This window comes from Pseudomonas sp. NPDC086251, from assembly GCF_044746405.1.
Lineage (GTDB): Bacteria > Pseudomonadota > Gammaproteobacteria > Pseudomonadales > Pseudomonadaceae > Aquipseudomonas.
The window spans coordinates 164,386-177,295 of the sequence record NZ_JBIVBY010000003.1 but is presented as its reverse complement, the minus strand read 5'-3'; the positions used below and the strand labels follow the sequence as shown (position 1 = coordinate 177,295).

Here is a 12,910-nt window from a genome sequence, read left to right as displayed (position 1 = left end):
CTCGACTCCAAAGGAATAGAAAGCATGTTGAAAAAGACCCTCGCCGCTCTGGCAATCGGTTCCGCTCTGCTGTCCGCCGGTCACGTAATGGCTGCCGACTACGTCGTCGACAAAGAAGGCCAGCACGCGTTTGTCAACTTCAAGATCAGCCACCTGGGCTACAGCAACATCATCGGTACCTTCAAGGATATCGATGGCAAGTTCAGCTTCGATGCTGCCAAGCCTGAAGACAGCAAGATCGAGTTCAACGTGAACACCGCCAGCGTGTTCACCAACAACGCTGAGCGCGACAAGCACATCGCCAGCGGTGATTTCCTCAACGCGAGCAAGTTCGCCAAGGCCACGTTTGTGTCCACCAGCGTTAAATCCACCGGCAAAAACGCCGCGGGCAAAGACACTGCCGATGTAACCGGCGACCTGACTATCCTGGGCGTGACCAAGCCAGTCGTGGTCAAGGCGACCTTCCTGGGTGAAGGCAAGGATCCATGGGGCGGCTACCGTGCCGGTTTTGAAGGCACCACCAGCCTCAAGCGTTCCGATTTCGGCAAGCAGAAAGACCTCGGCCCGACGTCTGACGCCGTCGAGTTGTACGTAACGTTTGAAGGTGTCAAAGCGAAGTAACTTTCGCGCCTGACCCAAAAACGCCCCCGATCTCACGATCGCGGGCGTTTTTTATTGCCCAACACAAATGGCATGGCCACCACAAATCCACTGTGGGAGCGGGCTTGCTCGCGAATGCGGTGGATCAGTCGCCATCAATGTTGAGTGTTCAACCGCATTCGCGAGCAAGCCCGCTCCCACATTAGACCGTTGGCGATTTCAGGATTTGTGTCCGTAGCAGAAAACAAAAATGCCCCGGATCGTGAGATCAGGGGCATTTTTTAGTGCTGCGTTAAATCAGCGGTTGCGGGTCAGCAACGCTGGTTTCTCGCCGCGCGGACGGCCTGGCAGTTGATCAAGTTGTTCAGGCGTCGGGAAACGATCGGTTTTCGACTCCTTGTGAATGATCTTCGGTGCCGGGCCGCGCGGGTTTTGCACGGCGGGTTCCGAACGCGGCTGGTCGTCGGCACGGGCCGGGCGACGGTTGCGCGATTCTTCGCGACGGGCCTGACCGTCACGTGGAGCGCCGTTGCGTGGACCGCTGCGCTTGGCTGGCGGAGTGCCGGTGGTGGCGCCATCGCTGCTGCGCGGACCGCTTTGACGACCCTGAGGCTTGCCGCCAGTGCGCGGCGCACCTGCACCTGCGCCAGCTGCGGCGCCTTGTGCCGGAGCACCCGGACGGCGACCACGGCCCTGAGCCGGTTTGGCTTGAGGAACGTAGTCGACGCGGTTACCGAAGTTATCGATATCGTCGTCGAGGAACTCGTCCGGAGCACGGTCAGCAGCGGCGCGAGGGGCCGGGCGCTGTTGCTCGCGCGCCGGGGTGCCTTCGCGGGGCTTGTGTTCACGCGCCGGGCGATCGCCACGGCCAGTGGCAGCAGGTTTTTCCTTGCCGCCCTTGTCCTTGCCCTTGTCTTTACGACCGCCGCCACCGCCGGTGCCGTTCGGACCGTCGCCGCGCGGGCCACGTGGGTTGCGCGGGTTACGCACATCCGGACGCTCGCGAACTTCTGGCTTCTCGGCTTCTACAGCGCTGGAGTCGAAGCCCATCAGGTTGCCGTCGGCAATCTTCTGCTTGGTCATGCGCTCGATGCTTTTCAGCAGTTTTTCTTCGTCCGGGGCAACCAGCGAGATCGCCTCGCCCGAACGACCGGCACGGCCCGTACGGCCGATACGGTGCACGTAGTCTTCGTCAACGTTCGGCAGCTCGAAGTTGACCACGTGTGGCAACTGGTCGATGTCGAGGCCGCGAGCGGCGATGTCCGTAGCAACGAGGATACGTACTTCGCCGGCCTTGAAGTCGGCCAGGGCTTTGGTGCGAGCGTTCTGGCTCTTGTTACCGTGGATCGCGACGGCGCTCAGGCCGTGTTTGTCCAGGTATTCGGCCAGGCGGTTGGCGCCGTGCTTGGTGCGGGTGAACACCAGGACCTGTTCCCAGGCGCCAGCGGTGATCAGGTGCGCCAGCAGCGAGCGCTTGTGGTTGGCTGGCAGACGGAATACGCGCTGTTCGATACGCTCGACCGTGGTGTTCGGCGGCGTGACTTCGATGCGTTCCGGGTTGTGCAGCAGCTTGCCGGCGAGGTCGGTGATGTCTTTGGAGAACGTCGCCGAGAACAGCAGGTTCTGGCGTTTGCTCGGCAGACGAGCCAAAACCTTCTTCACGTCATGGACAAAGCCCATGTCGAGCATGCGGTCGGCTTCGTCCAGCACGAGGATTTCCACGTGGGACAAATCGACGCTGCCTTGGCCGGCGAGGTCGAGCAGGCGGCCAGGGCAGGCCACCAGCACGTCAACCCCGCGGGACATGGCTTGAACTTGTGGGTTCATGCCGACGCCGCCGAAGATGCAGGCGCTGACGAACTTCAGGTCACGGGCATAGACCTTGAAGCTTTCATGCACCTGAGCCGCGAGTTCGCGAGTAGGGGTCAGGACCAGGACGCGCGGTTGGCGCGGGCCGTGACGCTGGGACTTGTCCGGGTGACCGCCTGGAAACAACCGCTCCAGGATCGGAAGGGCGAAGCCACCGGTTTTACCAGTACCTGTCTGTGCCGCAACCATCAGGTCGCGACCTTGCAACACGGCGGGAATGGCCCGCTGTTGCACCGGAGTAGGCTCGGTATAGCCCGCTGCCTCGATGGCGCGGACTAAAGCCTCGGAGAGACCGAGGGAAGCAAAGGACATGAGTAATCCTGTTTTAGTTAGGGCTTGGCCCAATGGGAGTCTTGCCTGGCGCGAATGGCGTTTATGAGGAACGCAATCCCGTCCGGTCCTGCTGGGGCTTGAAAGCTCGTCTGGAGCGCTCGCGCGGGCTGAAAAGCTGCGCTGTAGCGGGGTCGAGATGCCTTGAACAAGTCCGAGCGTCCGGGCGTGAGCCTGGCGGGAAGGCCGGAGTATAACAGAGCAATCACTGCGCGCCGCTTTCCTGCTGCTCAACGGTTTTTCCGCTGGCGGCGGTGGCCCTTATGGCTTTGACTTCTGCCGCCGGGGCGGCGCCATAACGGGCGCTCAGTTCAGCGTAGGCAGGTTCGCGCTTGAAACGTTTGAGTTCGGCACCGAAGCGCTGCACCAGCAAATCCATGCCCGCGTTGCGGCGCACCGCCAGAAACTGGCTTTGCTGGCTGATGACGGTCGGGTTTTCGCTGATCTGGTCGCGGATGTTCAGTTCATCGAGCAAATGCTGGCCGACCCGGCGATCAGTGATCAGCAAGTCGATCCGGCCGCGCACCAGTTTGCCGAAGTTGGCTTCGTGAGTCGGTGCCGGCTCCCGCGTGAACAGGGTCGAGTCACTGAAATCCTTGCTGTAGAGATAGCCCGGAGAGGTGCCGATGGTCAGGCCTTTCAGGTCGTTCAGGGTGCGAAACGGATGGGGTCGCTCATTGGCGTAGAACATCACGAACTCGACTTCCGAGAGCGGTTCGCTGGGGTAGAGCAGGGTCGCGTCGCGCTCATCGCTGTGGAAAATATCCAGCGCGCCATCCGCCTGACCTTGCTCAAGCATCGACAGACAGCGTTTCCATGGCAGGAATTGCCATTCCACTTCGATACCCAAGCGCTTGAAGACGATGGCCGTGGTGTCGTAGTCCAGCCCCAGGGATTTGCCGTTTTCCTCATACACATACGGCGCCCACGGTTCTGTGACAATGCGCAATTTCTCGCCCCGAGCGGCAAAGCTCAGGCAAGTAAAAAGAAACACGGTCATTAACTGCGCGATCAAAGGCATGGGTTGAGATTACGACGAGAAACCGGAAAGAGCCAGAAACGGGATCCAGAAGCTCTAACTCAGTGTGTTGCTGCACAGTAAAAGGGCATTAAATGCAAAAGATCGCAGCCTCGTTTTACTCGACAGCTCCTACAGGGGATTACACTCCCTGTAGGAGCTGTCGAGTAAAACGAGGCTGCGATCTCTTGATCTTGCTTCTAGCGCGGCAACTTCAGGTTATTCCACACCGCCAGACTCGCCTCAGCCTGGTTCAACGTGTAGAAGTGCAGCCCCGGAGCGCCACCTTGCAGCAGGCGTTCGCACATCTCGGTAATCACTTGCTCACCAAAGCCTTGAATGCTCTGGGTGTCATCGCCGTAGGCTTCCAGTTGCTTGCGGATCCAGCGCGGGATTTCCGCACCGCAGGCATCGGAGAAGCGTGCGAGCTTGCTGTAGTTGGTGATCGGCATGATCCCCGGCACGATCGGGATGTTCACGCCCATCGCCCGTACACGCTCGACGAAGTAGAAGTAGCTGTCGGCGTTGAAGAAGTACTGGGTGATCGCGCTGTCGGCGCCAGCATTGGCCTTGCGGACGAAGTTGGCGAGATCGTCTTCGAAGTTGCGTGCTTGCGGATGCATCTCCGGGTAAGCGGCAACTTCGATGTGGAAATGATCGCCGGTCTCTTCACGAATGAATTCAACCAGGTCATTGGCGTGGCGCAGTTCGCCACTGGCCATGCCCATGCCCGAAGGCAGGTCGCCGCGCAGGGCGACGATACGGGTGATGCCGGCGGCCTTGTATTGAGTCAGCAAGCCGCGCAGGTCGGCCTTGCTGTCGCCAACGCACGACAAATGCGGTGCGGCAGGCACTTTGACTTCGCTTTCGAGCTGCAACACGGTGTTGAGCGTGCGATCGCGGGTCGAACCACCAGCGCCATAGGTGCAGGAGAAGAAATCGGGGTTGTACGTGGCCAGCTGACGAGCAGTGGCGAGCAGCTTTTCATGCCCAGCATCGGTCTTCGTGGGGAAGAACTCGAAGCTGTAGCGACGGTCTTGGGACATGGTCATATCCTTGGAAACACGTGAGCCTTGAAGACGTGCACATCCCAATGTGGGAGCGGGCTTGCTCGCGAAAGCGGTGGATCAGACAACATTAATGTTGAATGCTAAACCGCATTGGCGAGCAAGCCCGCTCCCACAAGGGAGAGCAGGCAGCCGGCCGATCAGTAGCGATAAGCGTGCGGCTTGAACGGACCTTCGACGGTCACGCCGATGTAGTCGGCCTGGGTCTTGGTCAGTTGAGTCACGACGCCGCCGAAGCCACGGACCATTTCCAGGGCCACTTCTTCGTCGAGTTTCTTCGGCAGTACTTCAACCGTCAGGCGCTCGGCTTTCTGGGCTGGCGACAGGTCGGCGTACTTCTGGCCGAACAGAAAGATCTGCGCCAGCACCTGGTTGGCAAACGAACCGTCCATGATGCGGCTTGGGTGACCGGTGGCGTTACCCAGGTTAACCAGACGGCCTTCGGCCAGCAGGATCAGGTAGTCGTCGTTCTGGGCATCGAATGCGCCAGGACCGGTACGGTGGATCTTGTGAACCTGTGGCTTCACTTCTTCCCATGCCCAGTTCTTGCGCATGAAAGCGGTGTCGATTTCGTTGTCGAAGTGACCGATGTTGCAGACCACGGCGCGCTTCTTCAGGGCCTTGAGCATGTTCGAGTCGCAAACATTGACGTTACCGGTGGTGGTCACGATCAGGTCGATCTTGCCCAGCAGCGCTTTGTCGATGCTTTCTTCGGTGCCGTTGTTGATACCGTCGATGAACGGCGAAACCAGCTCGTAACCGTCCATGCACGCCTGCATGGCGCAGATCGGGTCGACTTCGGAGACTTTAACGATCATGCCTTCCTGACGCAGGGACTGGGCCGAGCCCTTGCCCACGTCACCGTAACCGATGACCAGCGCTTGCTTGCCGGACAACAGGTGGTCGGTGCCGCGCTTGATGGCGTCGTTCAGGCTGTGACGGCAGCCGTACTTGTTGTCGTTCTTGCTCTTGGTCACCGAGTCGTTGACGTTGATGGCCGGGATTTTCAGCTCGCCCTTGGCCAGCATGTCCAGCAGGCGGTGAACGCCAGTGGTGGTTTCTTCGGTGACGCCGTGGACGCGGTCCAGGATCGCCGGGTATTTCTTGTGCAGCAGCTCGGTCAGGTCGCCGCCGTCGTCGAGGATCATGTTGGCGTCCCAAGGCGCGCCATCTTTGAGGATGGTTTGCTCCAGGCACCACTCGTACTCTTCTTCAGTCTCGCCTTTCCAGGCGAAAACCGGGATACCGGCAGCGGCGATAGCGGCAGCGGCCTGGTCCTGAGTCGAGAAAATGTTGCAGGACGACCAACGCACTTCGGCACCCAGGGCAACCAGGGTTTCGATCAGCACGGCCGTCTGGATGGTCATGTGGATGCAGCCGAGGATCTTCGCGCCTTTGAGCGGTTGCTCGGCGGAATACTTGCGGCGCAGACCCATCAGGGCTGGCATTTCGGATTCGGCGATGATGGTTTCGCGACGGCCCCAGGCAGCCAGGGACATGTCGGCGACTTTGTAGTCGTTAAAATCGGCAGGCGTGATAACAGCGCTCATGATGAGCCTCCATTCGTAATGTATGCGAATGGGCGCCGTTGTGCGTTTAGTGTCTGGTCGATGACGACCAGGCAACGCCCCATCCGAGCCTGACAGGTCGAACCTGCTGCAGCGCCCCTCGGACAGGTGGCGGGAAAACGGTATCAATGGAACGTTACCGTTTTGAAACGGTGGCGATTATAGCGGGCTATTCTTATCTTCCAAAGCCTTTCTGTTGATCAATGTCTGAACGGTAATCGAGACCATAGTCGAAGCTTGATAGAGCTCTAGGTCGGGCTCTGCCATGATGCCCACCATCATTCGGCAAGACGCTCAGGAGTGAATATGAATTTCCACACCCGCAAATGGGTAAAACCCGAAGACCTCAACCCCAACGGCACGCTGTTCGGCGGCAGCCTGTTGCGCTGGCTCGACGAAGAAGCGGCGATCTACGCCATCGTCCAGCTGGGCAACCAGCGCGTGGTCACCAAGTACATTTCCGAAATCAACTTCGTCAGCGCCTCGCGCCAGGGCGACATCATCGAACTGGGCATCACCGCTACGGAGTTCGGTCGCACCTCGATCACCCTCAAGTGCGAAGTGCGTAACAAGATCACCCGCAAAAGCATCCTGACGGTGGACAAGATTGTCTTCGTCAACCTGGGCGAAGACGGCTTGCCCGCGCCGCACGGCCAGACCGAGATCAAGTACGTCAAAGACCAGTTCAAGGATGATGTTGTTCACGAGTGAGATCGGTGGTGCGCCCTTCGCGAGCAAGCCCGCTCCCACAGTGAATCTCTGTCGTTTACAGAAATTGTGTTCGCTGGAGATCAAATGTGGGAGCGGGCTTGCTCGCGAAAGCGGTCTACCCGTCAACGATGATTTAGCGGACCACTGAACAGCGCCAACCCCCACGTGTCGTACCTACATGACACGCCACCGGTTCAGGAGCTTTATGGACACGCAAAAAGACGGCAAGACCCCGGACCTCTCGGCGAAAGAGCAGCACGAGGTCGACAAGAGTCAGCCTCCGCGTGCCGCGGTATTGCACGAAATCATCCGCACCCAAGGCGATCAGGAACTCGAACGCAGCGTCGCCGCGTTGTGGTGGTCGGCATTGGCCGCCGGGCTGACCATGGGGCTTTCGCTGATGGCCATGGGGCTGCTCAACTCCCGCCTGCCGGACGGCGAAGGCTTCAAGGTGATCGCCAGTTTCGGTTATTGCGCGGGGTTTCTCGCGGTGATCCTCGCCCGCCAGCAACTGTTTACCGAAAACACTCTGACCGCTGTGCTGCCGATCATGAGCAAGCCCACGCTGGCTAACTTCGGCCGCTTGCTGCGCTTATGGTCAGTGGTGTTGGTGGGCAACCTCTGCGGCACGTTACTGGTGGCGTATGTGATGTTGAACCTGCCGATTTTCGACAGCAAGACCGACCTGGCTTTCCTCGATATCGGGCGCAAGATCATGGAAAACGACGCCAGCCAGATGTTCGCCAAAGGCATCGTCTCGGGCTGGATGATCGCGACCATGGTCTGGATGATCCCATCCATGGAGAGCGCCAAGATGTGGATCATCATCCTCATCACCTACCTCATGGCGCTGGGGGATTTCACTCACATCGTGGTCGGTTCGGCCGAAGTCTCGTACCTGGTGTTTGCCGGGGAATTGCCGTGGAAGGATTTCTGGCTGGTGTTCGCCGGTCCGACGCTGGTGGGGAATATCGTCGGCGGCAGTTTTATCTTTGCGCTGATCAGCCATGCGCAGATTCGCAGTGAATCCGGCCCTCCGAAAGACAAGGAAAGCGCAGCGCAGTCGCCGTCTGACGAACACTAGCCGGGCGAGGCATCAACGCTCGCCCGACCGAACGTAGTGTTTATCAGCCAGGAATCAACCATGCCCGGGCTTGATCGACGGTTGTCGAATTGAAAGGACGCGACGAATTCGGGAAGTTCCGCGAGACGTACTGATCGGCAATCCGATGGAGTACCGCGTTGTAACCCTCGGCGCTGGTGGATTCTCGCAGGTCAGCGATGGCCCCCTTTAACAGCCTGATGTTCGAATCAGGCTGGTCAAGACGATACACGGAGGGAAAGATCACTTCGCGAATGAAGTTTTCGCTCTTGGTGGCGATGTCGCGGACGCCCATTTCCTCGATGGCCTTGGTCATGATATGAGACTTGGAAGCTGTTGGCGCAGTCGCATCTTTGAGCTTGATCGTGTCCAGCAATTGTATTGAGTCCAGGGCATTCCCGTGATTGAGCCGTTTCGCTAACCACTCGGTTTGTGTCGAAGTAACGGCGAGCTTATCTAACTCGGCGATGGCACCGAGTATTTCCGGAGTCAGGACCAGTTCCGTCTTCGTCTCATCTTTCTCTTCCTTCGTAAGCTTCTCGTACTTTTCCTCTTGCGCTTCTTTGGCCTTGCTGAAGATATCCTGTAAATTTTTCAGCGCCCGTTCAGATTCTTGACGGAAAGTAATGACGGCGCCAGATGCCTGATCGCTTTCCAGTGCTGTCGCTGCCGCATTGAACAATTGATCGTCGAGTGCCAGCAGCGCGCCGTCAATGGATTTGAACGTGTACGTTTCACTGGTGTTATTTCGACTGGCCAGGTGCATTTGCACTGCACTTTGCAGTTTTTGCTGCAGGTGGTTTTTGTCCTCTATTGGCATGCTGAAATTGACGGTGCCTTTTATCGTGCCGGTAAAGTTGCCGCGTTCGGTCTTTAAAGGAACGATGACCGTGCTCTTTTCAAACGCTTTGATGCCATCGGCTTCTTGTGCGTCTCGAGCCGAGTAGGCCACGCCGACAAACTTGTCGGCCATCGCAGTGGAGAGTGTTCCGCGATCATTCTTTTTGCCGTCATTCTCGCTTTGGAATTTGAGAATCAACTGATCGCTTTCGGGAATTATGCTCATCGGAAATTGAGGTTCGTAAAGCTCCATGACCGGTGTGTTGAGCATGATCCCGCCGTCCTGAAATGCAGTTCGCTCTCCGTCAGCCTGAAAAGCTAATCCTTGTTCCGAAGGCTTTTGAAAGACCACAGGCAACGAACCTGAAATATGCGCTGCGACCGCCACGTCCAAGTCGGGCGTCAGGCTGGCATTGAACACCACCATCTGCGGTCGATCGTCGAACATGGCCGTACCGGTAATGTGCAGTTGCTTGATTTCAGGGATGTCCTTGCTTAGCTTCTCCAGATCGCCAAAGGTGACAAAATTTGTTTTCAGTATTTCCTTTATGTGAACTTCGACTTTTTCTGGTAACTCTCGTTGTAGATCGTTACGGGCCTGGTTGAAACGCGCCAGAATTGACTCAATCATCTTTTCGCGGATCAGGGTTTCCAGCGGCATGGCTTTGGTTTGCAGGCGAGGCATCAGGTCGAACAGCAACCTCCCGATGTTGCCAGCCTTTCCCGGGATTTTCGCGGCGCCTTTGCCTAAGACGGAGCTGGCGTGTTGCAGGGGGCCCAGCACCTTGTTCTGACTGTCGAGCAGTGAAACGAGGTTGGTCTCGTCCGACATCTTGTCGAAGCCTGCGTGGTCCATGCCGCTGGCCAGGAACGCCGCAGAAATAGCGCCGGCCGAGGAGCCGGAGATGCTGCGGATTTTGTCCAGTGCCTGATTCTCCTCCAGCGCTTTCACCATCCCGGAGAAAGCGACGCCCTTGGCGCCACCGCCGCTGAGTACCAGGCGTTCGATGTCGGGGCGCTTGAGGTCGATTTCGACCATGCCGTTTTCTTTGTAACGGCGGATAGTCATGTCTCGATCAGTCAATGAGTCCGCAAGCGTTTCGAGGTTACCTTGACCTGTTTCCATTGACTCCTTCATGAAATCATCCCGGTCATGGTCTATCGGACCTGACGTTGAGCGCTGTGAAGTATCCGTCGGGGTCGACGATCTGTATGAGGATATTGGGTTGATGCCGATGAGGGTCATGAGTGCCTCTTCCTTTGAGCGCGTTTGCGGAAGCTGCACTTTAAAAGAGTCGAAGGCGCGGGAGATCGCTGCGTAGCAATTGGGAACACAAGCGCAAAGACGGTTGGCGCAGGGCTTGGTCATGAGCTGAAAGGCTCTGTTTAGAGGCTTTCAGCGGGGTGTCAGGTCGCCCGTCGAGCGGCCTGAAGAAAATTCACACAACGGGCGTCCTGAACGCCTCGGCATTCAGGACCGCTTTTCTGACTGGCTGTCAGCCGGACACATTGACTGTTGCGACACCGCGACGTTGCAGGTAGATGAATAGCAGCGCGGTCAGTACCGTCAGCCCGCTGACCAGCGCGCCGGTCCACGGCAAGTCCGCCAGATCTGCGCCACTGGCGACCACCAGTCCGCCGATCCAGGCGCCCGCCGCATTGCCGAGGTTGAAGGCGCTTTGGTTCAGCGTCGATCCAAGGTTCGGTGCTTCATGGGCCTGATCAATGATCAACAGTTGCAGGATCGGGCACAGCGCGAAGGCAAAAATCCCCCACAGCACCAGCGTAATCGCCGCCGGGATCACCGAATGACTGGTCTGCGTAAACGCGGCCAGCACGACCAGCACCGCCAGCGCCATGCCGACCAGCGAAGGCAGTAAACGGCTGTCAGCCAACCGACCACCGAGCATGCTGCCTGCCGTCAAACCCACGCCGAACAACAGCAGCATGATCGTCACGCCGTGGGGGCTGACACCGGTGATGTCCTGCAGGATCGGCGCGATGTAGGTGAACACGCTGAACAGACTGGTCGAGGCCAATACGCTCATGCCCAGGGCCAGCAGCACATTGACCTTGCCCAGTACTTTGAACTCGCTGGCCAGGTTGGCCTTGTCCATGGTGATGTCCTTTGGCAGCCAGACCCATTGCGCGATGGCGGCAATCACGCCGATCACCGACACGGCCCAGAATGTCGAGCGCCAGCCGGCGTATTGCCCGAGCGCGGTGCCCAACGGCACGCCAAGCACATTGGCCAGCGTCAGGCCGGTAAACATCATGGCAATCGCTTGGGCCCGTTTGTTCGGTGCGACCAGTCCGGCGGCGACGACTGAGCCGATGCCGAAGAACGCGCCATGGCAGAGCGCGGTGATCACGCGCGCGGCCATCAGCGTGGCGTAGTTCGGCGCGAGGGCGCAGAGGATGTTGCCGAGGATGAACATCAGCGTCATGCCCAGCAACGTGGCTTTGCGCGGCATGTTGGCGGTGCCGACCGCGAGGATCGGTGCACCGAACACCACGCCCAGGGCGTAGCCGGTGATCAACAGGCCGGCGTCGGGGATGCTCACGGCAAGGTCGCGGGCGACATCGGGGAGCAAGCCCATGATGACGAATTCAGTGGTGCCGATGCCGAACGCGGCAACGGCGAGGGCAAGCAAGGCGAGTGGCATGCGCAAGGTCTCTGTCGGTAGTCTTGACGCTTTGATCAGGCATACGCATGCCGATGACCGTTCTCCAAGAGAACGGACACAGGCAGAAATTATTGGAATTAGTCTGTGCGCAACTGAGTGCGGCGTGGTCGCTTGCAGTATAAACAGCTGCTGACATATGGCGAATCAATTCTCCACCCCGATTCCTTGTAGGAGCGAGGCTTGCCTGCGAAGGCGATCTCAAGGACGCCTTCGCGGGCAAGCCTCGCTCCTACAAGGGAGGGGAGGACAACAAAAGGAGTGTGCCGTGCTTGCGACGGCTTTGGTGTTAGTGGCGGCGCTGTTGCACGCGGCGTGGAATACCCTGATCAAATTCAGTGCCGAGCGGCTGTTGGTGGTGGCCTGCATGGACAGTGTGGCGATGTTGTTTGTCGCCGTGATGCTGCCCTTCGTGGCACTGCCGCCACTGGATATCTGGCCGTGGATTCTGGCGTCGGCAGCGTTCGAGTTGCTCTATCGCTATCTGTTGATCCAGGCGTATCGGGTCGGCGACCTCGGCCTGGTCTATCCGCTGATGCGGGGCTTGTCGCCGTTGGTGGTGTTGGCGCTGACGCTGATCTTTGCCGGGGAGGTGCTGACCCACCAGCAGATCTTCGGCATCCTGCTGATCCCGTTCGGCATGCTTTGCCTGCTGTGGCAGGGCGGGGGCGGTGCGCGTTTGCCGTGGTCGATGCTGCCGGTGGTAGCGCTGATCGGCTTGTGCATCGGCTGCTACACCTTCATCGATGGCCAGGCGTTGCGGCGTTGGTCTCATCCGCTGGATTACCTGGTCTGGGTCACACTGCTCAGCGCCTGGCCGTTTCCGTTATTGGCGCTGGTGCGCAAGCGCCCGGCGTTCATGCTGTTCTGGCGTGAGCAGTGGCGACTGGGGTTGGCGGTCGGGTTTTGCGTGTTGTTCAGCTACGCTCTGGTGCTGTGGGCCATGCAGCTGGGCTCGATAGCCGAAGCGGCGGCATTGCGCGAGATCAGCGTGATTCTGGTGGTGCTGTTTGGCATGCGCTACCTGAAAGAACCTTTCGGCCGGCCACGGCTCTTAGCCTGTGGGCTGGTGCTGATCGGCATGCTGGTAATGAAACTCTGACTGTTCTGAAACGTGAAAA

10 protein-coding genes and 1 riboswitch are annotated in these 12,910 nt (G+C 58.9%); of the genes, 4 read left to right on the top strand and 6 right to left on the bottom strand.

The window, feature by feature from the left end:
* Positions 1–24 precede the first annotated feature (24 nt).
* Positions 25–621 (top strand): YceI family protein, encoded by a 597-nt coding sequence (locus ACIPL2_RS06540; protein WP_401354104.1) that lies wholly within the window; start codon positions 25–27, stop codon positions 619–621.
* A gap of 276 nt (positions 622–897) precedes the next feature.
* Here the strand turns inward: ACIPL2_RS06540 and ACIPL2_RS06535 are convergent, their stop codons facing one another.
* From ACIPL2_RS06535 to ahcY, 4 genes are all read right to left on the bottom strand, one after another.
* On the bottom strand, positions 898–2,781 hold the full coding sequence (locus tag ACIPL2_RS06535) for a DEAD/DEAH box helicase (RefSeq protein ID WP_401354102.1): 1,884 nt from the start codon (positions 2,779–2,781) through the stop codon (positions 898–900).
* A 223-nt stretch (positions 2,782–3,004) separates the two neighbouring features.
* A complete protein-coding gene (locus ACIPL2_RS06530; RefSeq protein WP_401354100.1) occupies positions 3,005–3,820 on the bottom strand; it encodes a substrate-binding periplasmic protein in 816 nt (271 codons plus the stop codon).
* Positions 3,821–4,017: 197 nt separating this feature from the next.
* Positions 4,018–4,863, bottom strand: a complete 846-nt coding sequence (metF, locus tag ACIPL2_RS06525; RefSeq protein WP_401354098.1) for a methylenetetrahydrofolate reductase [NAD(P)H] — start codon at positions 4,861–4,863, stop codon at positions 4,018–4,020.
* Between the two features lie 161 nt (positions 4,864–5,024).
* Complete coding sequence (ahcY, locus tag ACIPL2_RS06520) at positions 5,025–6,434, bottom strand: adenosylhomocysteinase (protein ID WP_401354096.1); 1,410 nt, start codon at positions 6,432–6,434, stop codon at positions 5,025–5,027.
* A 23-nt stretch (positions 6,435–6,457) separates the two neighbouring features.
* A riboswitch (S-adenosyl-L-homocysteine riboswitch) is annotated at positions 6,458–6,560 on the bottom strand.
* Between the two features lie 198 nt (positions 6,561–6,758).
* On the opposite strand from ahcY, the gene ACIPL2_RS06515 reads away from it, so the two are divergent.
* On the top strand, positions 6,759–7,163 hold the full coding sequence (locus ACIPL2_RS06515; RefSeq protein ID WP_401354094.1) for an acyl-CoA thioesterase: 405 nt from the start codon (positions 6,759–6,761) through the stop codon (positions 7,161–7,163).
* A gap of 205 nt (positions 7,164–7,368) precedes the next feature.
* The gene (locus ACIPL2_RS06510) at positions 7,369–8,247 is read left to right on the top strand and encodes a formate/nitrite transporter family protein (protein WP_401354092.1); all 879 of its coding nucleotides are present in this window, start codon (positions 7,369–7,371) and stop codon (positions 8,245–8,247) included.
* A 43-nt stretch (positions 8,248–8,290) separates the two neighbouring features.
* Here the strand turns inward: ACIPL2_RS06510 and ACIPL2_RS06505 are convergent, their stop codons facing one another.
* The gene (locus tag ACIPL2_RS06505) at positions 8,291–10,351 is read right to left on the bottom strand and encodes a patatin-like phospholipase family protein (protein ID WP_401354090.1); all 2,061 of its coding nucleotides are present in this window, start codon (positions 10,349–10,351) and stop codon (positions 8,291–8,293) included.
* Positions 10,352–10,601: 250 nt separating this feature from the next.
* Entirely contained in the window at positions 10,602–11,771 is a 1,170-nt protein-coding gene (locus ACIPL2_RS06500; protein WP_401354087.1) for an MFS transporter, read from the bottom strand.
* Between the two features lie 286 nt (positions 11,772–12,057).
* Between ACIPL2_RS06500 and ACIPL2_RS06495 the strand changes: the two genes are divergently transcribed.
* Complete coding sequence (locus tag ACIPL2_RS06495) at positions 12,058–12,891, top strand: EamA family transporter (RefSeq protein ID WP_401354085.1); 834 nt, start codon at positions 12,058–12,060, stop codon at positions 12,889–12,891.
* Positions 12,892–12,910 lie beyond the last annotated feature (19 nt).